We start from the raw sequence: 24727 nt of genomic DNA, 5'->3' as shown, positions 1-24727 counted from the left end.
GCCGCGATGCTGCGCGTCCTGACCCTGTCGTCCCTGTATCCGGATGCGAACCGGCCGAATTTCGGCGTGTTCGTCGAACGGCAGACGCAGGGACTGGCGGCTTCGGACGGCGTCGCGGTGCGGGTCGTCGCGCCGGTGGGTGTCGCGCCCTGGCCGGTGTCGCGCTTGCGGCAAAGCGAGAGGCTGGCACTGCCGGCGCGGGAGACCTGGCGCGGCGTCGATGTGTACCGGCCGCGCTTTATCGCGATGCCGGGCACTGCCGGTCGATGGCATGCCCGTATGCTCACGCGCGCGCTGGTGCCTGTCCTGGACGCGATACGGCACGACTTTCCGTTCGATGTAATCGATACCTCCTTCTTTTTCCCCGATGGGCCGGCCGCGGTGATGCTCGGGCGGCGCTATGGCGTTCCCGTCTCGATCAAGGCGCGCGGCGCGGATATCCATCTTTGGGGGCGGTCGGGCCCCACGGCCGCGCAGGTGCGGGAGGCCGGCCGCGGGGCGGACGGCCTGCTCACGGTGAGCGGCGCGATGCGGGACGACATGATCGCGCTCGGCATGCCGGTAGACCGCATCCACGTGCATCACACGGGCATCGACGCGGAGGCCTTCCATCCGGTCGATCGAATCGCTGCCAAGGCCGCGCTGGGCGTCACCGGGCCGCTTGTCCTGTCCTTGGGCGCGCTGATCCCCCGCAAAGGCCATGACATCGTGCTGCGGGCGGTGGCGGCGCTGCCCGGCGTCACGCTGATGATCGTGGGCGAGGGGGCCGAGCGGGCAAGCCTGACCGCGCTTGCCGCGTCATTAGGGATTGCCGATCGCGTCCGCATCGCGGGCGGCGTGCCGCATCGGGCGCTGCCGACGGTGATCGCCGCGGCCGACGTCATGGCGCTGGCCTCGCGTTCGGAAGGGCTGGCCAATGCGTGGATCGAGGCGCTCGCCTGCGGCACCCCTGTCGTCATTCCGCCGATCGGGGGTGCGGCGGAGGTAGTGACATCACCGGACGCCGGACGGATCGTCGCCCGCACTCCGGAGGCCTTTGCCGCCGCCATACGGGAACTGATCGCCGCTCCGCCTGCGCCCGACGCAGTCTCTGCGACGGTGAAGCGCTTTACCTGGCAAGCCAATAGCGCGGCGCTGGTCGATCACCTGTCGGCGCTCGTCGTCGACCGGCGCGAGAGGGATCAGGCGTCCAGCGGGTAGAGCGCCGCGCCGATCACGCGGCCTTCGCCGCGCAGCACGCCCCAGGCGCGCGCCGCCGCGCGGCTGTCCATTGCCTCGACGCCGATGCCCGCGTCTTCCAGCGCGCGGACCAGCGCGACCGGCGGGCGGGTCAGCCCGGCGCCCGTGCCGATCAGGATGAACTCCGGCGCCGCGTCGATCAGCGGCTGCAACGCTGCCGTGTCGAGCCGGTCGAGCGCGGGCGGCGTCCATTCGGACGCCGTCTCCACCGTCATCAACAGCGCGCGGAACACCCGCTCGTCGTCGACCCGGAACCCCGAGCCGACGAAGCCGCGCACGATCGGGCCGCCGGCGGCGGCCTCACGGTCCATTCGCACCGCGTCAGCCCTCGCGCGGGCCGACCCGCTCCGCATTGCTGATGCCGCCCTTTGCCGTGCGTTCGCCGGCATTCGGATCGGCGCGCAGGCCGAGCGTGATGAGCAGCGACGACGACACGTAGATCGACGAATAGGTGCCGACGACGATGCCAAGGATCATCGCGGCGGTGAAGCCGCGCAGCACATGGCCGCCGAGCAGCAGCATCGCGATCAGCGCGAGCAGGATCGTGACCGAGGTCATGACGGTGCGCGGCAGCGTTTCGTTGACCGACAAGTTGATGATCTCGCGCATCTCCATCTTGCGATAGCGGCGCATGTTTTCCCGGATACGGTCGTCGATTACGATCTTGTCGTTGATCGAATAGCCGATGATCGTCAGCACCGCGGCGATGATGTTGAGGTCGAATTCGAAGCGCGACAGCGCGAAGAAGCCGACCGTCATCAGCAGATCGTGGACGATCGCGACGATCGTCGACACGCCGAACTGCCATTCGAAGCGCACGATCGCGAACAGGCCGATGCCGAGGATCGCGAGGACGACCGCGAGCACGCCGTTGCGGATCAGCTCGCCCGACACCTTGCTCGACACAGTCGAGTAGCGGCTGAAGGTCGCGCCCGGGAACGCCTGGCCCAATGCGCCTTCCACCTTCTTGACGACGGCGTTGGTCGCGCCTTCGTCGGCGCCTTCCTGCACGGGCAGGCGGATGGTCAGCGTCTTGGGGTCGCCGAACTGCTGGAGCGCGGCTTCGCCGACGCCCAGGCCGTCGATGACCTGGCGGACCTTGTTCTGGTCGGGCTGGGTCGGAAACTTCTCTTCGATCATCAGGCCGCCGACGAAGTCGACGCCGAAGTTCAGGCCCTTCACCACCGTCAGCCCGACCGCGAGCAGGCTGAGCGCGAGCGTCAGCCCGAATGCCCAGCCGCGCAGGCGGACGAAGTCGATGTTGGTGTTGTCTGGTACGATTTTCAGGAGGCGCATGAGGTGTCCTTTCGCCTCAAATGTTGATCGTCTTGGGCTTCTCGCGCCGGATCCACAGCGCGACGAGCATGCGCGTGAAGGTGACGGCGGTGAAGACCGAGGTGACGATACCGATGAGCAGAACGACCGCGAAGCCGCGGACCGGACCAGACCCCAGCACGAACATGATCGCGCCCGAGATGAAGTGGGTCATGTTCGCTTCGAAGATGGTGCGGCTGGCTTCCTTGTAGCCCAGCTCCACCGCCTGCACGACGCTGCGCCCGCGACGCCGTTCCTCGCGGATACGCTCGTTGATCAGCACGTTCGCATCGACCGCGGTGCCGATGGTGAGCACGAAGCCCGCGATGCCGGGCAGCGTCAGCGTGCCGCTGATCAGTGCGAGGACGCCGAGGATGACGAACACGTTGATGACGACGGCGAGGTTCGCATAGGCACCGAAGCGGCCGTAGGTCAGGAACATGAACGCCATGACCAGCGCGACCGCGACCGAGCAGGCGAGGATGCCGGCGCGGATCGAATCGGCACCGAGTTCCGGCCCGACGGTCGATTCCTCGATCACCTTCAGGTTGATCGACAGCTTGCCTGAACGCAGCGCGATGGCGAGCTGGTTGGCGCTTTCGACGGTGAAGCCACCATTGATGACCGCCGATCCGCCGAGGATCGGTTCGTTGATGTTCGCGACCGAGACGACCTGATTGTCGACCACCACCGCGAACGGCTTGCCGACGTTCGCCTGCGTGACGCGGGCGAAGCGATTGCCGCCGACGCCGTTGAAGGTGATCTGCACGTTGGGGGCGTTGGTCTGCTGGTCGAAGCCCTGGCGCGCGTCGGCGACCATGTCGCCGGTGATGACCGCGGTGCGCTTCACGACGCTGACCGGCGTGCCGTCGCGGCTGCCGGGATAGGGCAGGATCTGGCTGCCGATCGGGGCGATGCCCTTGGCGACATCGGCCGGATTGGCGGTGGTGTCGACCAGCTTGAATTCGAGGCGCGCGGTCTTGCCGAGCAGGTCTTTCAGCTGCTGCGGGTTCTGCAGGCCTGGCACCTGCACCAGGATGCGGTTGTCGCCCTGGCGCACGATCGTCGGTTCACGCGTGCCGAGCGCGTCGATACGACGACGCACGACGTCGGTCGCATCCTCCATCGCGGTCTTGATCGCCTGGTTGAGGCCCGCCTGCGTCGGGGTCAGCACGAAGCGGCTGCCGTCGACGACCTGGATGTCCCATTCGCGCTGGCCGGTCATGCCGGCGCCGCCGCCGGTGATGCCGAGCAGGCGCTCGCGCGCCGCATCGACCTGCGCCGGGTTGCGCAGCATGAAGCTGATCTGGTTGTTGCGCGTCGAAATATCGCCGATGTCGATCCGGGGCGTGCCGTTGCGCATCGTCCCCTGGATCTGGTCGCGCATCGCCTCGATCCGCGTGTTGGCGAGATCCTGCGTATCGGCTTCCAGCATCAGATAGCTGCCACCGGCGAGGTCCAGCCCCTTGTTGACGCGCGGATGGAACGGCCAGTTCGCGGTCATCGATTCGGGCAGGAACGTCGGGATGGCGAGCGCGCACAGCAGCGCGAGCACCGTCCAGATCGTCGCTACCTTCCAGCGCGGAAAGTCCAGCATCAGTCGTTCGCCGGCTTCGAATTGGGGCTCGTCACTTCGGCCAGCGTCGCCTTCACCACGCGAATGCGCGTGTTCGCGGCGATCTCGACCTCGACGAAGGCGTCTTCCACCTTGGTGACGCGGCCGACGATCCCGCCGGCGGTGACGACCTGATCGTTCTTCTTCACGCCCGCGATCGCGGCCTGCAACGCCTTCATTCGGCTCTGCTGCGGGCGAATCATCAGGAAGTAGAAGACGACGAAGATGAGAAGCAGCGGTGCGAAGCTGATCAGCGAGGCAAGGCCGCCGGATTCAGCGGCGCCACCCGCGGTCTGGGCATAGGCTGGGGAGATGAACATCTGATCCGTGCATGGCTGATCGGCGGAGGAAATCCCCCGCACTGGAAGCGCCGCGCGCTAGCATCGCACGGCGGCTTGCGCAATGTTGCGCCGCTGCAACGGCACACGTGACCGCATTGTATCGGCCGAGCGGCGATCAGCGCTTGCATCGCCGGTCCGCGCCGCCTAAAGGCCCGCGCTCTGGGATCGGCAGCGAATGCCGCACGGTCCCTCGGTCGGGGCGTAGCGCAGCCTGGTAGCGCATCACACTGGGGGTGTGGGGGTCGCAGGTTCGAATCCTGTCGCCCCGACCATTTTATCTTGCAAATCGAACACGTTGAAGGCGGCACACTGGGGCGTTTCGCGTCGCGAATCACGCTATTTACGCACCATTGCGAACGGTCAGCGTGAACGCGTCTGGCCGCCGGCTGACCGCTGCGCCGAAGCATCGATGGCGGATAGGATGGCGGTGTGGATCGCGATCCGGGCCTCGGCAATCTGCTTGTTGGTCCGGGTGGGATTTACGCGATTGGTCAGCAGGATGATGAATGCGTCGCGTGACCGGTCGATGTAGATCGACGTGCCCGTAAAACCGGTGTGGATCAGCGCGTCGGGCGAGGCGAGGGGGCCGGCGAAGCTGCCGGTCGGATCCGGCATGTCCCATCCCAGCGCCCGGAAGCTCCCCGGCGGAAAGGCCGTCCGGGTGGTGAAGGCGGCGAGGCTGCCGGGCTTCAGGAATGGGCGACCGTTGTGACGGCCATGGTCGAGATAGAGCTGTGCGAGGCGCGAAATGTCTCGCGCGGTGGAAAACAGCCCCGCGTGACCGGCGACCCCGCCCAGGACGAAGGCATTTTCGTCATGCACCTCGCCCCGCACCAGCCGATGGCGGAATAGGTCGTCCTGCTCGGTGGGCGGTATCCGATTGATTCGGCTGGCTGGCGGGTTGAAGCCCGTGTCTGTCATGCCCAGCGGTGCGAACACCGCATCGTGCAGGAAGCGGTCGAGCGGCTGACCGGAGAGACGCTCGATGATCTCGCCCATCAGGATCATATTCTCGTCGCGATACTGGTAGTGCGTGCCCGGCGCCCAGGCCATCGGCATCCGGTCGATCAGCGCGAGCAGTTCCTGCCGGTTGCGGCTGTGTTGCCACAACAGGTCGGTGGTGAAGAGGCCCGAACTGTGGCTGAGCAGGTGGCGTACGGTGATCCGCTCATGACCCGGCGTGCCGGCAAAGGATGGCAGATACGCGACGACGGGGCGGTCGAGATCGAGCAGGCCGCGGTCGTAGAGGATTTCCGCGGCAGTCGTGGTGCCGACGACCTTGGTGAGCGACGCGAGGTCGAAGATCGCGTCGCGCGGCATCGGCGGCGCGTTCGAAGCCGAGGATATACGCCCGAAGGCCTTCAACGCGACCAGCCGTCCATGCACACCGACCGCCACCACCGCGCCGGGGAACGCCTTGCCGACCCAGGATTGCACCTCCGCAAAGGCGGCGTCGAAATAGGGCGCGTGCTCTGCGGCGATGGCGGAGGTGGGGACGGGGGCTATCGTAACGGCGCTCAACGCGGACAGGAGCGCCGCTGCCCTGATGAGGCCTCTCATGGTCGAAGCTCCGTGATCTGCCGTATGGTCGCATCGACGGCGTGCCGGCTGAAGGCGAGGCGGCGCGGTTCGCCCGCGACCCAGGCGGCATAGCTATCGGAATAATGCGGCGAGCGCGGGTCGATCGACTGGCCCGGCAGCGCGCAGACGAGCGATTCGTCCCAGTCGCCGACGTCACAGACGATCATGAAATTGGCCCCATGGCTTACGGTGTAATCGCGCGCCGCGACATAGCCGCGGGCCATCACCGTGAAGGCATCGCCGCCCGATCGGCCGCCCTCGATCGCGGGGCTGACGGCGGCGACCTCGGGCAGCGCGGACAGCGGATGGCGCAGCACGACGCGGTGCGCGTCTCCCCAGCGCCAGCCATTGGGATCGGGCCCAAAGGCGGCGATGGCGGCATCCCATCCCGCGGCAAGCGCCGTCGCCAGCAGCGTATCGCGCGCGGCTTCGGGCTCGGGGCCGAAGCGGGCATCGGGATGGGACAGCATCGCCAGCATCGGCCGGGGATCGACAGAGGTAATAAGGTCCCGCGCTGCGTCCGGCACGATCGCGGTAAGAAAGACCTCGCCGAGCGCGACCCATACCATTTCGAACAGGGCAGCCGCCGCGCTGTCGACCCCTAGACGGCAGTCCCAGTCGCGGAGCAGTGCGGCGGCGCTGGCCGCAGTCCCGTCCAGGCGGTCGGGCAACACCGCCACGAGCGCACGGGCCGGAAGCGACAGATCGTCGTGTTGCAGCGCGACGCTGTCGGCGAGGCTATGCCTGTCCTGCTGTCCGAGCACCTCAACGATCCGATCGTGGCGATAGGGCGCGTTCCAGATGAAGCTGCTCACCCGTTTGTCGGGGCTCCAATCGGCGGGTAGATTGAGCTGGTTGGCCGATGCGAACCAGCCGTCAGGCGGGTTCAACATCGTCGGCATGTCCTCCGTTGGGACGATGCCTTGCCAGTCGTACCGTCCGTCGCCCGGAACCGGCATCAGCCCGGCGTGATGAGCGCTACGGATCGGCACATGGCCCAGCATCCGCCAGCCGGTGTTTCCGTCGCGATCGGCATAGTGCAAATTCGTCGGCGCGACATGCAGGCGGGCGGCCTGCGCCAGCGCGTCCCAGTCGCAGGCGAGGTTCAGCGCGATGATCGCAAAGGTCATGTTCGCGCCCGGTTGCAGCGACACCGACGCCATCGCCGTTGCGCGTCGGCGCGACGGGTCGTGCGACAGAACCGGGCCGTACACGCACTGGCGGATCGTGATGGTCGCGTCGGCCGCGTCCTTGACCCGGATCGTTTCGGTCTGCGTCTCGAACCGCTTGTAGACGCCGTCATGGCGATAGGTTTCGAGATCGTCCGGGTGCAGGTCGAGGACGAACAGGTCTTCCTGGTCGATGTGCGAGTTGGTGCGCCCGAACGCATAATGATCGGTGTGGCCCTGCATGATGCCGGGCATGCCCGGGCTGCCGGCGCCGATCACGTCGAAGCCCGGCGCGGTCAGGTGCACGATGTGGCGCGGCGAAAAGCCGCCGATGCCGAGATGGGGATCGTTGGCCAGGATCGGGCGACCGGTTGCGGAGCGGTCCGCAGCAATCGTCCAAGCATTGCTGCCATGCGCGTCGCGGTCCAGCCGATCGTGGACCGGATCGTAGCGTGCCTGCACCGCCGCGTCCCATGGCAACGGCCCATCGGTCAGCGCGAGAACGCCGAGGTCGGCGTCGGATACCGCCGCCACGTCGAGCCCGTCGGGCACCACGGGCTGCCAATCCCAGGCGAGGGGCGTCATCAGGCGGTCGAGGTCGAGCAGCCCGCGCGTCGCAAGCCGGGCGCGGCGCACCTCGTCATCGGGCCGGCCCATGTCGCCGCTGCGGATGCGCACCAGATCGGCGATATCCCAGCGGAGCGGCGTCATCTTCAGCGCGCCATATTCGGGCGGGAGCAGTGCGGGATCCGCCTCCAGTTCCGCGATCCGGGCGTTGATTCCGTCGACATAGGCGCACGCGCACGCCACCACGTCCGGCGGCAAGGCGTCGAGCTCTGCCGCGACATCGCCGCAAAACAGCAGTAGGCGCGCGGCGTGGTCATAGGGCACGAACCGCGGCCCGAAGCTCTCCGCCAGCCGCCCAAGGTCGCGGCGCAGTTGCAGGTCGATCTGGAACAGTCGATCCCGCGCGACGACATAGCCCTGGCCGAAATAGGCGTCGGGGATCGAGCCTGCCCGGATATGGGGCACGCCCCATATGTCGTCGGCGATCGTCACCGGCCCGCGTGTTGCCGAACTGCTCATTCCGGCGACGCTGGTCTCGGCCCCGCGACCGCACCGCCGGGCGGGGCGATGGCGACGCAAGGGGTCGGGCGGGCTGCGCGACGATGGGTCATCGTCGCCGCCCGGCTCAGCGCGTCTGGAAGCGGATGCCAACCCGGAAGGCGCGGCCGAGCAGATCCGAATAGGTGCTGTTCGCCGCCAGCCCGGTTTCAGGCAGCAGGATAGGATCGCGGTCGAACAGGTTGGTAACGTTGAGGAACAGCTCCGCGCGTCCGCCGCTGTGCGTTTCGATCTTGGTCGTCAGATTGAGGTCGAAATAGGTGACGCCGGAGATCGAATTGTTGTCGATCGTCGGGAATTGCGAGACGGTGGCGGCTGGGCGACCCGTCGGGCAATTGCCGTCGCAGACGATATAGGCATTGCCATAGGTGCCGCTGCTGACACCACGCGCGGTGCCGGTCACCGAGAAGCTGTCGGTCTCATAGCTGGCATTGAAGCGATAGATCCACTTGGGCGGGCTGATGCCGCTCAGCTGGCCGACGGTGTCGACCGGTATTACGTTCGGCACGCCGCTGTCGGTGATGTTGTGGATGTAACGCGTCGCAAGGCCATGCAGCGTGACCGTACCCGGCGCGCGCTGGATGATGTTGGCGAGCGGCAGGCGGTAGCTTGCGTCGAAGTCGATGCCGCGCACCCATTGGCGGGCGAAGTTGAAGGGGCTGGCGCGGAAGAACAGCTCGCGGTCGCCCGTGGGATCGGGGCCATAGGCGGCGCAGAATTCGGTCCGCCCCTCAAAGCAGCGGTTGATGATGTCCTGCGCGAAGAACTGGCCGATCGCGTCCTTCAGCTTGATGTCGAACCCGTCGACCGACGCCGAGAAGCCCGGCAGGAAGGTGGGCTGGAACACCACGCCGACCGAGACGGAATCCGCCTTTTCGGGGCGCAGGTTCGGGTTTCCGGTGGTCGTCTCGCGGAAGGTTACGGTGGTGCGCCCCGTCGCCGGATCGGTCAGCGTGTTGGTGCGCGACGTGCCCGACGCGTACAATTCGCTGAGGTTGGGCGCGCGGATGTCGCGCGAGCGGGTGGCGCGGAAGCGGATGTCGGGGATCGGCTGCCACGTCGCGCCGAGCTTCCACGTCGTCACATAGCCCGAGGTCGAATAATCGGTCCCGCGCACCGCGCCGTTGAACTCGAAGCCGAGACCCAGCGGTACGACGGTTTCGAGATAGGCTTCCTTGACGTTATAGCTGCCGAAGGTGGGCAGGAAGTTGCCCACCGACCAGCCGGTCTGGAATTGCGTCGGCACCGAACCCGAAACCGATTCGCGCCGGTACTCGCCACCCACTGCGACGCTGACGTCGCCCGCCCAGGTCGCAAACGGCGTCAGCGACAGGTTGACGCCCGCTACCGTCTGCTTGAGCTTCTGGTCGCGATAGGGGTCGCCCAGCACATAGGCGAAAGCGGCCGGATTGGCGACGCCGATGCCCAGCCGGTTCAGCGGCACGCAGCCGTTGGTCGGCGCGGTCAGCGACGAGCGGCACACGACCGTGCCGGCCGCCACGCCCAACGCGTTGCCGGCCGGCGCCGCGACCGCATCGGTGGCATTGGCCATATTGGCCGTGTTCATGATGTCGCGCAGCTGCTCGTGCGCGTTCGTTTCGCCATATTGGCCGTAAATGTTCCAGAACGCCTTGTGTCCGAAGGCCTGGAACTCACCCTCCGCACCGATCGCATAGCGCTGCACGTCGCGGCTGCTGTTGTTCTTGCGATAGGGCAGGTCGACCGCGGTGCTGCCGACCGTTACCGATGTTACGGCCGCGCGCTCCGCTGCGGTGATGAGGCCGGCGGACACCGCATTGGCGAGCGCGCTCTGCAGATACGGGTTGGCCGATGACAGCGTGATCGAGGTCGTCGATTGCGGCCCCGCGTTGAACAGCGTCTTCTGCCAATTGTACGAGGCTTCGGCGAAGAGCGTCACGCCGGTGGCGACTTCATAGCTCAGCCGCCCGAAGGCGCCGCGGCGATCGTCATCGGCGTCGAGGCCGATGTTGCGGCCCTGATCGTTGACCTGCCAGTCACCACCCTGCGTCAGCGAGGGCGCGGTCGCGCCACCGACCGCAGGGAAGGTGAGCGCGCCATATTGGAACTGGCTCGCCGCGGCGCCCTGGCCGAAATAGATGCCGCGCAGCCGGTTGGCGACGCCGCCGATCGAATTGAGGATAATACCGCCGGGCGTGGTGTTGGCGACACCCACCGGCTGGCGGATCAGGAATTGCGCCTGCCCGTTGGTGTTGGTGTAATTGGGGTTGGTGATCCGCACGACGCCGCGCGCGTTCCACTCACGATCGACGCGGAAGATGCCGTCGCGGTGCGCCCATTCGCCGCTGAGCAGCAGATGCCCGCGATCGTCGCTGCCGAAGGCGAGGCCCGCCGCGGCACTGAACGAATAATTAGCGCCGTCGCCGCGTTCGGTGACGCCGCTGTCCGCCTGGATCTTGATGCCCTTGTACGTCTTGTCGAGCACGAAGTTGACTACGCCCGCGACCGCGTCGGAGCCATAGGCCGCCGACGCACCGCCGGTGACGATCTCGACGCTCTTCACCAGCGCCTGCGGGAAGGTGTTGACGTCGACCAGTCCGGTGACGCTCGATCCCACCGTGCGGCGCCCGTCGAGCAGTACCAGCGTACGGATTTCACCCAGGCCGCGCAGGTTGAGCGCGTTGATGCCGGCAAGACCGGAGCTGATTGCGAGGCGCGAGTTCGAGGGGCGGGTGGACCCGACCAGCGCCGGCAGCTGGTTGACGAAGTCGGCGATATTGTTGGTCGGTGACGTGTTGAGGATATCCTCCTGCGTCGCCACGGTCAGCGGCGTCGGCGACTTGAAGCCGTCGCGCACGATGCGCGTGCCGGTGACCATGATATCGTCCGGCGCGATGTCGCCGGGGTTGGTCTCCGGCGTGGGCGAACTGGCGTCGGCCGGCGCGGCCGGCGTCGTCTGCGCGAAGGCGGGAGCGGCGAGCGCTATCGACAAGGCCGTCAATGCGGTCCCGGTCGCCATCACCCTGCGCCATGATCCGTCCGTCATCTGCAATCCCCCTTCTTCACGATCGTTTTGAGCGTGATCACCCTGCGGCCGGTCATGGTCTTGTCGCTGATCCGGGCGACGGTGATGGTGCAGGCGGGATGCAACCTAGGTCAAGGGTCGACCGACACCGATCGTTGGGTGGGCCATAGCCTGCGATTATGGTGGCATTGCGCGGCCCCGACACCGGCCTATGCTCCGTCGCGAACCGCCCCGCCGACCGTTGCGCCGCCGATCTTGCGCGGCCGTATCGTGGGTCGGCCGAACAAGGGGAAACCATGGTCTCTCGCCGCACCTTCCTGCTCGGCGCCACGGCATTCGGCGCGCTTGCACCCTGGCGGGTGGCGGCACGGCTGTCCGCCGCTCCCGCTTATGCGACGGTGCCGGGGCTGTCGCAGCCGATCACCATCGTCGACGATCTGTGGGGCGTTCCCCATATCCGCGCCGCGACCAAGGCCGATGCCTTTTTCGGGCAGGGCTATGTGGTCGCGCGCGACCGCCTGTTCCAGATCGACTTCGCGCATCGCCGCGAGATGGGGCAGATGGCCGAGGTGTTCGGCGGGGACTTCGCCGCCCATGACGCGGCCGCGCGACTGTTCCACTATCGCGGCGATCTCGACGCAGAGCTGGCGCGCATTCCGCGCGAGGTGCTCGACTGCGTGCGCGGCTATATCGCCGGTATCAACGCGCGCATCGCGGAGGTGGAGCGCGACCGGTCGTTGCTGCCGCTCGAATACCGTATTCTGGGCGTCATGCCGCTGCGCTGGGACGTGCGCGACCTCGTGCTGGCGCGGGGCGGCGGCATCGGGAATGTCGACGACGAAATCCGCCGCGCGCAGCTGGCGGCGTTAGGGTTGCTCGACCTCGATGGGTTGGTGGCGCCGCTGCGCCCGTCGATCCCGCTCGAGGTGCCCGACGGCCTCGATCCCGCGCAGGTCAGCGAGGCCGATCTGGGCGTGCTGCGCCTGGGTCCGCTGCCGTTCGGCCGCGAAACGCACACGCAGGACCCGGACGAGCTGCTCAACGCCGCCAATGCCGGCTCCAATGCCTGGACGATCGCGGGCAGCCGGACGGCGACCGGGCGCCCGATCCTTGCCAACGATCCGCACCTCGGCATCGGCGGGTTCGGCCCGCGCCATGTCGCGCATCTGACCGCGCCGGGGCTGGACGTGATCGGCGGCGGCGCGCCGGGCCTCGCGGGCATCATGCAGGGCCATACCGATCGCTTCGCCTTCGGCCGCACCAACTTCCACATCGATCAGGAGGATCTGTTCGTCCTGGAACTCGATCCGGCCGACCCCGAACGCTACCGCCACGACGGCGGGTGGAAGCGGTTTACGGCGGTCGATGTCGCGATCCCCGTCAAGGACGCCGCGCCCCGCACCGTGCGGCTGCGCTATGCCGTACAGGGGCCAGTCATCGCCCACGATCCGGCCCGGTCGCGCGCCACCGCGCTCGCCTCGGTCGAAATGCAGCCCGGCGGATCGGGCGCGTTCGCCATGGTGGCGATCAACCTCGCGCAGGATTGGGACGGCTTGCGCGAGGCGTTCAAGCTGCACCCGTCGCCGACCAATTTCCATTATGCCGACGTGCGCGGCCATCATGGCTGGCAGGCGATCGGCTTCTGGCCACAGCGCAAGCGCGGGCATGGCCTGCTGCCGGTGCCGGGCGATGGCCGCTACGACTGGACCGGGATGCGCGATTTCCGTGCCTTGCCCGGCGTCATCGATCCACCGGCCGGCTGGTTCGCCTCCGCCAACCAGAACAATCTGCCGGCCGGCTGGCCCATAGACCACAGCCCGGCCTTTTCGTTTCGCAGCCCCGCGCGCTACGACCGGATTTCCGAGGTGCTATCGGCCCAGACGCGCCACAGCCTTGCCGACAGTGTTGCGCTCCAGCATGACACGCTGTCGCTGCCCGCCCGGCGCTTTCAGGCGCTGCTGCCAAGCGGGCCATCCGTCGGGGCTGCTGCCGCCACGGCCATGCTGGCACGCTGGGACGGCCGGATCGACGGCGCGAGTGGCGCGGCGGCCCTATACGAGATCGTGCTGCGCGATCTCAATGCGAAGATGATCGCCGCACTGGTGCCTGAGCGCGCCCGCGCCCTGATCTCCGCGATCGAGCCGCCCGAGCTGATCCGCGTCGCCGCCACGCGGCCCGAGCTGATCGACGCTGCGCTCGCCGATGGCTGGGCGAAAGCGACGACGCTGCTCGGCGACAACGCCGCCGCGTGGCGGTGGGATACGCTCCACCGCGTGCGGATCGCGCACCCGCTCGCCCGTATCCCCGCCATTGCCGCGGCCTTCCCGCCGATCGAGGTCGGTGGGTCCGGTGGCGACGGCTTTACCGTGATGGCGCGCTGGCTGGGCAACGGGCCGGACTGGCGGGTCGGTGGCGGCGCGAGCTACCTGCAGGTGATCGATGTCGGCGATTGGGATCGATCGGTCATGCTCAATCTGCCCGGCCAGTCCAACGATCCGCGGTCCGTCCATCGCGACGATCAGGCCGTCCCGTGGATCGCGGGGCGGATGCTGCCCATGCCCTTCAGCCGGGCGGCGGTCGACGCGGTTGCGGCCACCACCACCCACCTTCGACCCGAAAGGAGCCCGCGATGAAGCGCCTCGCCCTGACCGCTCTCGTCTGGTGCATTGCCACCTCGGCGAGCAATCCGCGCGTCGATGTCGTGATCCACGGCGGCACGATCTATACGGGGGCCGAAGGCGCGCCCTTCGTGGGCGATGTCGAGCTGACCGGCGACCGCATCGTCTATGTCGGGGGACCGCGCGGCACCGCCGCGGGGGAGGTGATCGATGCGCGGGGGATGATCGTCGCGCCGGGGCTGATCGATGCCCACACCCATCCCGACAGCTACATCCGTTCGCCCGATCCCAAGGCGCGCCTCAACCTGCCGTGGCTGACGCAGGGCGTCTCCACGGTCGTCATCGGCGTCGACGGCTATGGCACGTTTGAGGTCGCCAAGGATGCACACGCGCTGGAGGCGAGCGGGATCGGCACTAATATCGCGCCCTTCGTCGGCTTCGGCGCGATCCGCACGCATGTGCTGGGGCAGGACGCCCGCGCACCCACTCTGGCCGAATTGGCGGAGGAACGGCGCCTCGCCGCCAAGGGGATGTGCGAAGGGGCCTATGGTCTGTCCACGGGCCTGTTCTATCCGCCGCAAAGCTTCGCCAAGACCGACGAGGTGGCGGCCGTCGCCAGCGAATCGGGCAAACGCGGCGGGATGTACGACACGCACCAGCGCGACGAATCCAATTACTCGATCGGCCTGCTCGCCTCGACGCGCGAGGCGATCGCGATCGGGAAGAGCGCCGGCACGCCGGTGCATTTCGCGCATCTGAAGGCGCTGGGTGTGCCCGTGCAGGGGCAGGCCCCCGCGCTGATCGCCACGATCGAGGCGGCACGCCGCGCGGGGCAGGCCGTGACGGCCGACCAATATCCGTGGCTCGCCTCGGGATCGAGCGTCGATGCCGCGCTGGTGCCGGGCTGGGCGATGGACGGTGGCTATACGCGGCTGCTCGCGCGCTTCGACGATCCGGCGACGATGGCGCGGCTGAAATCGGCGATGGCGGACAATCTGAGTCGGCGGGGTGGGCCGGGGGCGCTGCTGCTCACCGCACAGGGCCAGCCGTGGACCGGTAAGACGCTCGCCGAGATGGCGACGACGTGGCACCTCTCCCCGATCGACGCGGCGATCCGCATCCTGCGCACGCCCAATGCGGCAGGCGACGGCCCGGCGGGGTCGGACGTCGCCAGCTTCAACATGGTCGACCGTGACGTCGACCTGATCATGAAGCAGCCCTGGGTCGTGACGTCGTCGGATGGATCGGACGGGCACCCGCGGCAATATGCGACCTTCCCCCGGCTGTATCGCACCTATGTCGTCGACCGGAAGGTCATCACGCTGCGGCAGTTCATCCGCCGCTCCACCGGCGCGACCGCGGACATGTACCGTATCCCGCAACGCGGCTATCTGCGGCCGGGCTATTTTGCGGACGTCGTGTTGCTCGACCCCAAAGGCTATGCGCCGCGGGCCGACTATCTGCATCCCCGCGAAACGAGCGTCGGCGTCGTCGCATTGTTCGTCAACGGCCGACGCGCGCTGACCGATGGCACGGCGACCGGCGCCGCTGCCGGGCGGGCGCTGCTCCGCCCGCGCCCCGCTGGCTGCGACCAATAGCCGAACGTTATAGGCAGCGCCGCGAGCACGATTGGCACCATCGGCGATCCCCCCTCTATCATGCTGGCATCATGACCATTCCCGCTCCCTATCTGCTCTATCTCGGCCATTCCGATGACGAGATCGGCCTCAAAACCTCCCGCGGGCTCGCCGCCTTTCGCGGAGCGGATTGCGTCGGCGAATGGCGGCACGGCGATTGCCCCTTCACGCTCGGCCTACCCCAGATGAATGCGGACACCGCCCGTGCCGCGGGCGCGCGTACGCTGGTACTCGGCATCGCCAATCCCGGCGGACGCTTTCCCGGCTGGATGATCGGCGACGCGCTGGCCGCGATCCGTGCCGGGCTCAACGTCGCCTGCGGCCTGCACGAGCGGCTGCGCGACGTGCCGGAACTGGTCGAGGCAGCGAAAGCGGCGGGGGTCCAATTGTTCGACGTGCGCGACGCGCCGGCGAGCCTTCCCGTTGGCAATGGTCGTCGTCGTGCGGGCAACCGTTTGCTCACCGTCGGCACGGATTGCTCGGTCGGGAAGATGTACGCGACGCTCGGCCTGCGCGACGCCCTGCGGGCGCGCGGCGTCACTGCCGATTTCCGCGCGACCGGCCAGACCGGCATCCTGATCGCGGGCGATGGCGTGCCGCTCGACGCCGTCGTCGCTGATTTCATCGCGGGGGCGATCGAAACGCTCGCCCCGGCACGCGAGGACGATGGCTGGGACCTGATCGAAGGGCAGGGATCGCTGTTCCACCCGGCCTTCGCCGGCGTGTCGACCGGGCTGCTGCACGGCGCGCAGCCGGCGGCGCTGGTGCTGTGCCATGATCCGTTGCGCCCGCACATGCGCGGCCTGCCGCATTGCCCGATGCCGGGCCTTGCCGAATGCCTGGAGGCAAACCTGCGCGTTGCCCGGCTGACCAGCCCCAACGTCCGCGGCGTCGGCGTGGCGCTCAACACGGCGAAGCTCGACGAGCTGACCGCCCGCCGGATGTGCCGCGAGGCAGAAGATGCGCTGGGCCTGCCCTGCACCGACCCCTATCGCTTTGGGTCGGAGGCGATCATCGACCTGCTGCTGGAGACATCATGCGCCGCACCCTCACCGTTCGCCATGACCGCTTCCCACTGAGGGCACCGTTTCGCATCGCCCGCGGCGTGAAGACGGCGGCCGATGTGGTGACGGTCACGATCGCACAGGGTGACGTACGCGGATGGGGAGAGGGCGTTCCCTATCCCCGCTATGGCGAAACGATCGATGGCGCGATCGCCGCGATCGACGGTGTCCGCGCGCTGATCGAAGCCGGCGGATCACGGCAGGATCTCGCCCAGGCGATGCCGCCGGGCGCCGCACGCAACGCGGTCGACTGCGCTCTATGGGACCTGGAGGCGCGGATCGGCCGTACCGACGTCGCAGCGCTGGCGAGCATGCCGCCCGTCTCGGCGCTGCCATCCGCGATCACGATCGGCATCGACACGCCCGAGGCCATGGCCGCCATCGCCACGACGGTGGCGCACGTGCCGCTGCTGAAGATCAAGGTGAACCGCGAGGAGGCCGCAGCTCAGATCGCGGCGGTCCGTGCCGCTGCGCCCGCGCCCCGGCTGATCGTCGATCCCAACGAAAGCTGGCGAGTGGAGGACATCGCCGCCTATCTGCCGCTGCTGCGCGCGCAGCGGGTCGATCTGCTTGAACAGCCCGTTCCGGCCATTGACGACGAGGGGCTGGCGGCCTTGGCCGGCGCCATCCCGATCTGCGCGGACGAAGCGTTGCACACCCGCGACGATCTCGACCGGCTGGTCGGCCGTTACAGCCATGTGAACGTCAAGCTCGACAAGACGGGCGGCTTGACCGAAGCCCTTGCGCTGGCCGGTGAGGCGCGGGAGCGGGGGTTCGGGGTAATGGTGGGCTGTATGGTGTGTTCGTCGCTGGGGATCGCGCCGGCGATGCTGGTTGCGAATGGCGCGGACTTCGTCGATCTCGACGGCCCGCTGTGGCTGGCGCGGGATCGCGACGGCGGCGCGTGCGATCACGACGGCATCTTGTCCGCACCGGCGCCTGGCTTCTGGGGCACGCAAGCTTGCGCCTGATCCGGGGCTGGTTCGCCATTCCGCTGTGGCAGCGGGTGGTCGGCGGGTTGATCCTGGGCGTCGCGCTCGGGCTGCTGTGGCCCGAGGCGGCGGGTGCGATCAAGTTGGTCGGCGATCTGTTCGTGCGGCTGATCAAAATGCTGGTGGTGCCGGTGGTGTTGGTCACCATAGCGGCGGGGATCGCCACGCTGGGTGACCCGCGGCGGCTGGGATCGATCGGCCTGCGTACCGTAGGTCTGTTTGCGGCCACCACGCTGGTTTCGGTATCGATCGGGATGGCCGCAGGGCTGATCCTGCGCCCCGGTGCGGCCATGTCGCTGGGCGGCGTCGTGCCGCATGCGCTGGGCGCCGCGGTGACGCCGGCCGATCAGCTGCTGTCGATCGTGCCGCTCAACATCGTCGAGGCGCTGGTCCGCGGCGACATGCTGGCGATCATCTTCGTCGCGGTGCTGCTGGGCACGGGGACCATCCTGGCGGGTGAGGCGGGCAAGCCGGTCGTGGCGCTGCTGCAGGGCTTGTCGGCGGTGCTGTTGCAGATCGTCCGATTGGTGATGGAAGCGACCCCGTTCGGCGTCTTGGCGCTGATCGCTCAGGCGGTCGCGACCAATGGCGCGGGGGTGTTCGTCCATGTTGGCTGGCTGGCGCTGGCCGTGGTGCTCGCCTCGCTCGTCCAGATGCTGGTGGTACACGCCGGGCTGATCCGCTTCGTCGCGCGCCTGCCGGTGACGCGGTTCTTCAAGGGGATCGTCGACGCGCTGGTCGTCGCCTTCTCGACCGCATCGTCATCGGCGACGCTGCCCGTCGCGCTGCGGGTGGCGCAGGACAATCTGGGCGTCTCGCGTGCAGTCGCTTCCACGGTCCTGCCGCTCGGCGCGTCGATCGGCAAGGACGGGACGGCCATGTATGTCGGGCTGCTGGGCCAGTTCGCGTTGCAGGCGCTGGGCATCGTTCCCGACGCGACGATGCTCGTCACGATGCTGCTGACCGGCGCGCTGGCCGCGTTCGGGACTGCACCCGTGCCGTCCGCCTCGCTGTTCATGCTGGCGGCGATGCTGTCGGCGGTAGGGGTTGGTACGGAGCAGACGGCGCTGGTGATCGGACTGGTGCTGCCGTTCGACCGCCTGCTCGACATGACGCGCACCGTCCCCTCCGCCTCCGCCAATCTGACGGTGGCGACCCTGGTCGCGCGCGGCGAAGGGGCGTTGGACGCCTCACGGTTCCGCGGGCCGGTGGCCGAATAGCCTCGGCTTCGCTACGCTGCTGCCCATGAACCTGCGCCACATCGAGATCTTCCACGCCGTCTACGTCAACGGCTCCGTCTCGGCCGCGGCGCGCGCGCTCAACGTGTCGCAACCGTCGGTGTCGAAGACGCTGCGGCATGCCGAAAGCCTGTTGGGGTTCGAGCTATTTCAACGCTCCAACGGCCGGTTGCTGCCGACCGAGGACGCGCACGCTCTGTTCGCCGATGTTGCCGACATCCAGGAACGCGTCCGCGCGCTGCGCGAGGCGGGCCGCAATCTCCGCGTCGGCGCAGGCACGACGTTGCGCATTTCCGCGCTGCCCAGCCTCGCGCTCAGTGTCCTGCCCGATGCGGTCGCGCGGTTTCTGACGCGCCACCCCGACGTCAGTTTCGATTTGCAGACCGTCCACCACGACGATCTGCTGCGCAAATTGTATGAGCGGGAGAGCGACATCGCCATCGCCAGCGAACCGCCGCGCGGAGTCGCCTTGTCGCGTAGCTGGCTGGGCGAGGGGGAACTCGTGGTGCTGTATCGCGAACAGACCATGCCCGATGCGCCGCCCCGGATTGAGCTGTCGCAACTGGTCGATCAGCCGATCATTTCGATGAAGGGCAGTGGCCCGATCGGCAAGCTGTTCGGCGATGAGATCGACCGCCTGGGTCTCGCACTGAACGAGGTCGCCGTTGCGCGAACCTTCTATATCGCCGCCGCTCTGGTGCAGGCGGGCGTGGGCGTGGCGATCGTCGATAATTTCACCGCAGCGGCGTCGATCAGCCAGGGCCTGTCGATGCGTCCGCTGCGCCCGTCGGTGACGTTCGATGTCCACGCGATCCACCTGCTCGATCGGCCGCCATCGGCGCTGGCTGCCGAGTTCCTGACCCTGTTGAGCGAGGAAATCGAACGTCGATGATCGGTACGGCCCTGCTGCTACCCCTGATGCTGGCGGGACAGGCGGCCCCGGCATTCCCTCCGCCGGCGCCAACCACGCCCCCGCCTGCGGTGGCGGAGGCACTGGCGAAGGCGCCGCCCGGCACGCGCATCGGTTTGCTCGTGGTCGATGCCGATGGGCGGGAGATCGTCGCGATCCGGCCCGACGAGCGGTTCATCCCCGCCTCGAACACAAAGCTGTTCACCACCGCCGCCGCCTTTGCGACGCTCGACGTGGCTGCGCCAGATACGCGCGGCGGCGCGACGGTGCGGCTGGAGGGCACGGAACGGCCGACGGTGATCCTGGCGGGGCATGGCGATGCGCGGCTGTCCTCCGCGCCGGATTGCCGGGTCGATTGCCTGTCGACGCTGGCGTCCGCGGTGGCTCAGCGCACCCGGATCGTTGGCGATGTCGTCGGTGACGATACCGCCTTCCCGGACGAGCGCTGGCCGCAGGGCATGAGCTGGAACAACATGGACAGCGTCTATGGCACCGGCGTGTCGGCATTGACGCTGGACGACAATGCCGTGCCGCTGACGGTCATGCCGACGACGCCGGGATCGCCGCTCACGGTAACGGGCGACGGCTATTTCCAGATCGACAACACCGCCACGACCGGTCCGGCTGGCAGCGTGCGCACGCTGGCGGTCGAACGCATGCCGGGGAGCGATCGCCTGCACGTCTCGGGCAGCGTTCCCACCGGCCATGCACCGATCGTCGTCCCTCTCGGGATCGACGATCCCGCGCATCACGCCGCGTGGCGCTTCGCGCAACTGTTGCGCGCGGCAGGCGTGACGGTGACGGGGCGGATTACCGTGCGGCACCGCCCACCCGCTTCCGCCGCAATACCGGGAGATGTCGGCACGCCCACTTTGCCGGTGGTGGCTGGGCTGACCCCGCCGCCGTTGGCCGAGGATATCCTGCGCACCAACAAGATGAGTCAGAACCTTCATGGCGAATTGCTGCTGCGAAGGCTGACTCCCAGCGGGTTGGTCGCGGACGGTCATACCGTTGTCGCCGCAACGCTGGCTCGCGCGGGCGTGGCGACGCCGGCGTTCGACTTCGCGGACGGGGCGGGCATGTCGAACTATAACCGCGTCACGCCGCGGGCGACAGTGGCCTTGCTCCGCTGGGCGATGACCCAGCCGTGGGGCGGCGCGTGGCGGGCGACGCTGCCAATCGCGGCGACCGACGGTACGCTGACGCGTCGCTTCGTCGGCACGCCGCTCGCGGGACGATTGTCTGCCAAGACCGGGACGCTCAACGCAGCCAATGCCTTGTCCGGCTATCTCACGGCAGCGAGCGGACGGACGCTGATCTTCTCGGCCTATGCCAACGACATGGCGGGGGACGCGAACGCGACCGCGGCGATCGATGCCGCCTTGGTAGCGGTTGCCGCAGCGAATTGAGCGACGAGGGCTTAGGCCAGCAGCGCAGCCAGCGCGCTCGATGCGAGCAGAGGGGGCGACGGCGGCAGCGGTAGAGCGCGGGTCACCGGCGCTGCGATTGGCGCGAGCCCGGCGCTCGCGACGGCGGCGAGGACCCTACGGCGGTCGATCATGCTACCCCCTCCTTCGCGCAGGCGGGCAGCCCCGCCAGATACAGTGCGCCGTCCAGCGCATCCCCCAACGGCTCGCTCAGCCGCGCGACGGTTCGGGCCCGCAACCACGGGCGCATCGCCTGCGACAAGCCACCCAGCAGCGCGCAGCGGGTCGCGCCGCGTTCGAAGATCGTTTCGATGAAGCGCTCGATGTGGCCCGCGGCATCCTCGACGATCGACCGCGCGATTACATCGTCCGCCTCCGCATGCGCCATGACCAGCGGTGCGAAGCTGCCATAATCGCGCGGCGTTGCCCGATCCATCCACGCGATCGCGCGGGCGGTATCGTGCCCGAAGCGTTCGGTCACGGCCGCACTCAGCGGCGTCGCGCGCGTGCGGCCGTCCAGCGCTCGCATCGCATGGCGCATCGCACTCAGGCCCAGCGCGGCACCGCTACCCTCGTCCGATATCGGGAAGCCATAGCCGCCGATGCGGAAGGTCTCGCCGTTCACCCGCACCAGCGCGATACTCCCCGTGCCGATGATCAGGATCGCGCCATCGCCACCGCCGTGCGCCCCCAGGTTCGCAATCTCCGCATCACTTTCGAAGACCGTGGAGGCGAAGGGAAAGGCGAACCCCTCCAGCGCCGCGCGCACGCCAGAGCGGGAAATGCCCGCCACGCCCATCGCGGCACTGGTCTGCGCTACATCCGCCGCATCGAGGCCCGCCTGCCGAACCACGCGATCGGTCACGTCGCGCAGCGTCGCATGGAGCGCGATCAGCCCCAATCCGGCATTGGCGGGCCCGGCCTGCGCCTCGGCCAGGATCCGACCGCTCGCATCGACCAGACGGCTGCGGCAATGGCTGCCGCCGGCGTCCACGCCCAGGAAAAAACGCGTCATTCCGGTCCCCCGCTATTGCGTCTGCACCTCTTCCAGCGTCGTGCGGAAGCGGCCGTCCAGCCAGTCGGTGATCTCGCGCGCGGCCGGATGATCGATGGCACCATAGCGCGCGCGCAATTCGGCATGGCGCGGCCCCAGATTGTCGAGCCCCGTATCCTGCAGCGGCAGGATGTCCCGGCGCAGCGTCGCGGCGAAATCGGGTCCCAGCACCGTTGTCGCCGCCGTCAAAAACGCCTGGCCATAGGCATAACCGTCCCCCTCGCGATAGCTCGCCGCCAGCGTCAGCGCCGGGATGCAGGACAGCAGAGGTTGCGAGGCGGGATTGATCGCATGGCCGCTGATATGGTTCCGGATCGCCGCGGGTCGCCCGGTGAAAGCGCGCAGGTGAAGATGTTGCGACATCCGCACACCATCGTTGACCGGATAATTGTCCCACAGGCACACTTTGCGGCCGAGTTCGTCCTGCACCCGCTTCAGATGCGCGACGCCGATCTCGCGCGAAATTACCTCTTCGCCCGTCCAATAGACCTGGACACGCCGGTCGAGAAACCGGCCGAGATCGGCCAGATACGCCGGCGGGCGGCGGCCCCAGGCCCGTTCGAGGATGGGATCATCCGAATAGAAACTGGGGCAGAAGAACACGCGGCTGGCGCGGGTGGCGTTGGCGCAAAAATCGACCAGGTCCGCCTGGCTGCGCGCCAGATCGGGCAGTTCGGCGGGCAGATCGTCGAACAGAATGGCGAGGTCGTCGAGACCCAGCGTGTCGAGGTGCGCGAGCTTCCGCCGCAGCGCCGCGCGCGATGCCTCATCGAACGGATGCGTGCTGCCGACCGGGGTCAGCGCCACGCCGAAGCGAACGCCGAGCGCCCGGCACTCGGCGGCGAAAGCAGCCAGCGCGGCGAACTGTTCGGGCGGGTGGGGTTCCTGCCAGCGTCGGCGGAGGAAGGCGTCGGCCTTGGGCCCGTAATGGTAGAAACGATAGCCGGCCGGGGCCAGCGTTCGCAAGACGGTGGTGCGATCGGCCCAGCTCCACGGCTTGCCGAACAGACCTTCGATCACGCCGAGGTTCACTGTCATAGCCGTACCTTTCTGTCGTCCCGGATCATTGGCCAGACGCCGCCACTGCGCCACGCAACACCGTCTCGCGCAGCGCATCGAGCGATGGATATGGCTCGCCATCGGGACGATGAACGCGATTGGTGAGTAGGACGACGGTCAGCCCCAATTGCGGGGAGACGGCGAACCACGTGCCCGTAAAGCCGGAATGGCCGAAAAAGGGCGCCGCGATGCCGGCGAGCTGCGTCTTGTGGAAACCAAGGGCCTGATCGGGATCGTATGGCGTCTGCTCGAACGCCGACACCGTCGCGGCCGGCGCCAGCCGCCAGCGGCCGTAGCAGCCGCCGTTGCTCAGCACCTGCGCGTAGCGCGCAACGTCCGTCGCCGTCGAGAACAGTCCGGCATGCCCCGCGACGCCGCCCCAGCCGAGCGCGGCATTGGCGTCGTTCGCCTCGCCGACCAGCACCCGGCTTCGATAACCGGAAAATGGTTGTGCCGGTGGGTAGGGGGCCTGCGGATAGGGTTTACCCGTCTCCGCCATCCGGCGCTGATACGCATCCCCTTGCGACGTCGCCGCGGCGCGTCGGCGCTGACCCGCGTCCGGCAGGAACCCGGTGCCCGTCATGCCGAGCGGCCGGTAGATCTGCTCGCGTACGTAGCGATCCAACGGAATCCCCGACACTTTGGCGACGACCGCGCCCAGGATCATGAAGCCGAGGTCCGAATAGGCGAAGCGCGCCCCTGTCGGATAGCGCAGCGGCAGCGCCGCGAGATAGGGCAGGGCGCCTCCCGAGGGTGCGCGATGCAGCCACGTCGGCTGCCATTCCCACAATCCGCTGCGATGCGTCAGCAACTGGCGCACGGTGACGCCGGCCTTGTCAGTGTCGCGAAATTCGGACAGCAGCGTGCCGAGCCTATCGTCGAGCGACACCTGGCCGCGCCCCACGAGGTGAAGGATCGCGGCGGTGGTCGCCTCCACCTTGGTGATCGACGCCATGTCGAACGGCGTATCGACCGTCATCGGCCGCGGCGGGGCAAGGGGGCGCAGATCGCCCTCCGGCTTCGCCGTCAGCGTCTGCGCATCGCCGAAGGCGGCGCGATGCACGATCGCGCCGTGATGCGCGATCAGCAGCACCGCGCCGGGGTACAGCGTGCCGACACCCCCGCGCACGGCGGCGTCGATCGATGCGAACCGCGTGTCGGGCCTCGGCGCCGGACCTCGGAGGATCGGACAGCTGTCGGCCGCGGCCTCCGCACCGGCGGGCGAGGCGGCAACACATGCCGCCCCTGCGACCAGCCACCCGACCCGCGAGAGGCGGTGGAAGCGGGCTCTGACCGCGCCGCGGATCGTCCTGCCGTCCATGTCAGCGCGCATAGCATGA

Annotated in this window: 19 protein-coding genes and 1 tRNA gene; 9 read left to right on the top strand and 11 right to left on the bottom strand. The window is 68.3% G+C overall.

Annotation, left to right across the window (positions count from 1 at the left end; all coding sequences use genetic code 11):
• The first annotated feature begins 6 nt into the window (after positions 1–6).
• Positions 7–1200, top strand: a complete 1194-nt coding sequence (locus ACP7A3_RS01345; protein ID WP_426254694.1) for a glycosyltransferase — start codon at positions 7–9, stop codon at positions 1198–1200.
• Here the strand turns inward: ACP7A3_RS01345 and ACP7A3_RS01340 are convergent.
• From ACP7A3_RS01340 to yajC, 4 genes are read right to left on the bottom strand one after another with little or no spacing between them, the layout of a single operon-like run.
• Positions 1182–1550, bottom strand: coding sequence for an Mth938-like domain-containing protein (locus ACP7A3_RS01340; protein WP_426254693.1), 369 nt, complete (start codon positions 1548–1550; stop codon positions 1182–1184). The two genes, ACP7A3_RS01345 and ACP7A3_RS01340, sit on opposite strands and share 19 nt — an antisense overlap.
• 10 nt (positions 1551–1560) lie before the next feature.
• Positions 1561–2535 carry a protein translocase subunit SecF gene (gene secF / locus ACP7A3_RS01335; protein ID WP_018250758.1) on the bottom strand — a complete coding sequence of 325 codons (975 nt, stop codon included), beginning with the start codon at positions 2533–2535 and terminating at the stop codon, positions 1561–1563.
• Positions 2536–2551: 16 nt separating this feature from the next.
• Positions 2552–4150 carry a protein translocase subunit SecD gene (secD, locus tag ACP7A3_RS01330; protein WP_426254692.1) on the bottom strand — a complete coding sequence of 533 codons (1599 nt, stop codon included), beginning with the start codon at positions 4148–4150 and terminating at the stop codon, positions 2552–2554.
• Positions 4150–4488, bottom strand: a complete 339-nt coding sequence (gene yajC, locus ACP7A3_RS01325; RefSeq protein WP_017978788.1) for a preprotein translocase subunit YajC — start codon at positions 4486–4488, stop codon at positions 4150–4152. Before yajC ends, secD begins: the two co-directional genes overlap by 1 nt.
• Before the next feature lie 216 nt (positions 4489–4704).
• On the opposite strand from yajC, the gene ACP7A3_RS01320 reads away from it, so the two are divergent.
• Positions 4705–4781, top strand: a tRNA-Pro gene (locus ACP7A3_RS01320).
• Positions 4782–4869: 88 nt separating this feature from the next.
• Here ACP7A3_RS01320 and ACP7A3_RS01315 read toward each other — a convergent pair.
• From ACP7A3_RS01315 to ACP7A3_RS01305, 3 genes are all read right to left on the bottom strand, one after another.
• Positions 4870–6069: a serine hydrolase domain-containing protein gene (locus ACP7A3_RS01315; RefSeq protein ID WP_426254691.1), complete on the bottom strand. Its 1200-nt coding sequence runs from the start codon at positions 6067–6069 to the stop codon at positions 4870–4872.
• The gene (locus ACP7A3_RS01310) at positions 6066–8345 is read right to left on the bottom strand and encodes a penicillin acylase family protein (protein ID WP_426254690.1); all 2280 of its coding nucleotides are present in this window, start codon (positions 8343–8345) and stop codon (positions 6066–6068) included. Before ACP7A3_RS01310 ends, ACP7A3_RS01315 begins: the two co-directional genes overlap by 4 nt.
• 106 nt (positions 8346–8451) lie before the next feature.
• Positions 8452–11409, bottom strand: coding sequence for a TonB-dependent receptor plug domain-containing protein (locus ACP7A3_RS01305; protein WP_426257126.1), 2958 nt, complete (start codon positions 11407–11409; stop codon positions 8452–8454).
• Positions 11410–11684: 275 nt separating this feature from the next.
• Between ACP7A3_RS01305 and ACP7A3_RS01300 the strand changes: the two genes are divergently transcribed.
• The 7 genes from ACP7A3_RS01300 (at position 11685) to dacB (ending at position 21256) form a co-directional block, all read left to right on the top strand.
• Positions 11685–14021 (top strand): penicillin acylase family protein, encoded by a 2337-nt coding sequence (locus tag ACP7A3_RS01300; protein WP_426254688.1) that lies wholly within the window; start codon positions 11685–11687, stop codon positions 14019–14021.
• The gene (locus ACP7A3_RS01295) at positions 14018–15604 is read left to right on the top strand and encodes an N-acyl-D-amino-acid deacylase family protein (RefSeq protein WP_426254687.1); all 1587 of its coding nucleotides are present in this window, start codon (positions 14018–14020) and stop codon (positions 15602–15604) included. Before ACP7A3_RS01300 ends, ACP7A3_RS01295 begins: the two co-directional genes overlap by 4 nt.
• Before the next feature lie 71 nt (positions 15605–15675).
• Complete coding sequence (gene dgcN / locus ACP7A3_RS01290; RefSeq protein WP_426254686.1) at positions 15676–16722, top strand: N-acetyltransferase DgcN; 1047 nt, start codon at positions 15676–15678, stop codon at positions 16720–16722.
• Positions 16680–17678, top strand: a complete 999-nt coding sequence (gene dgcA, locus ACP7A3_RS01285; RefSeq protein WP_426254685.1) for an N-acetyl-D-Glu racemase DgcA — start codon at positions 16680–16682, stop codon at positions 17676–17678. The genes dgcN and dgcA overlap by 43 nt, the downstream gene beginning before the upstream one ends.
• A complete protein-coding gene (locus tag ACP7A3_RS01280) occupies positions 17669–18919 on the top strand; it encodes a dicarboxylate/amino acid:cation symporter (protein ID WP_426254684.1) in 1251 nt (416 codons plus the stop codon). Before dgcA ends, ACP7A3_RS01280 begins: the two co-directional genes overlap by 10 nt.
• 25 nt (positions 18920–18944) lie before the next feature.
• Positions 18945–19829 carry a LysR family transcriptional regulator gene (locus ACP7A3_RS01275; RefSeq protein WP_017978797.1) on the top strand — a complete coding sequence of 295 codons (885 nt, stop codon included), beginning with the start codon at positions 18945–18947 and terminating at the stop codon, positions 19827–19829.
• Complete coding sequence (gene dacB, locus ACP7A3_RS01270) at positions 19826–21256, top strand: D-alanyl-D-alanine carboxypeptidase/D-alanyl-D-alanine endopeptidase (RefSeq protein WP_426254683.1); 1431 nt, start codon at positions 19826–19828, stop codon at positions 21254–21256. Before ACP7A3_RS01275 ends, dacB begins: the two co-directional genes overlap by 4 nt.
• A gap of 11 nt (positions 21257–21267) precedes the next feature.
• Here the strand turns inward: dacB and ACP7A3_RS01265 are convergent, their stop codons facing one another.
• From ACP7A3_RS01265 to ACP7A3_RS01250, 4 genes are read right to left on the bottom strand one after another with little or no spacing between them, the layout of a single operon-like run.
• Positions 21268–21408, bottom strand: coding sequence for a hypothetical protein (locus tag ACP7A3_RS01265; protein WP_426254682.1), 141 nt, complete (start codon positions 21406–21408; stop codon positions 21268–21270).
• On the bottom strand, positions 21405–22289 hold the full coding sequence (locus ACP7A3_RS01260; protein WP_426254681.1) for a BadF/BadG/BcrA/BcrD ATPase family protein: 885 nt from the start codon (positions 22287–22289) through the stop codon (positions 21405–21407). Before ACP7A3_RS01260 ends, ACP7A3_RS01265 begins: the two co-directional genes overlap by 4 nt.
• Before the next feature lie 12 nt (positions 22290–22301).
• Complete coding sequence (locus ACP7A3_RS01255) at positions 22302–23366, bottom strand: beta-N-acetylglucosaminidase domain-containing protein (protein WP_426254680.1); 1065 nt, start codon at positions 23364–23366, stop codon at positions 22302–22304.
• A 25-nt stretch (positions 23367–23391) separates the two neighbouring features.
• Complete coding sequence (locus ACP7A3_RS01250; RefSeq protein ID WP_426254679.1) at positions 23392–24708, bottom strand: serine hydrolase domain-containing protein; 1317 nt, start codon at positions 24706–24708, stop codon at positions 23392–23394.
• Positions 24709–24727 lie beyond the last annotated feature (19 nt).

Source organism: Sphingomonas sp. DC5200-1 (assembly GCF_049897245.1).
GTDB lineage: Bacteria > Pseudomonadota > Alphaproteobacteria > Sphingomonadales > Sphingomonadaceae > Sphingomonas > Sphingomonas aquatilis.
Note: the sequence above shows the minus strand (reverse complement) of the source record. Positions and strands in the feature narration are given on the sequence as shown.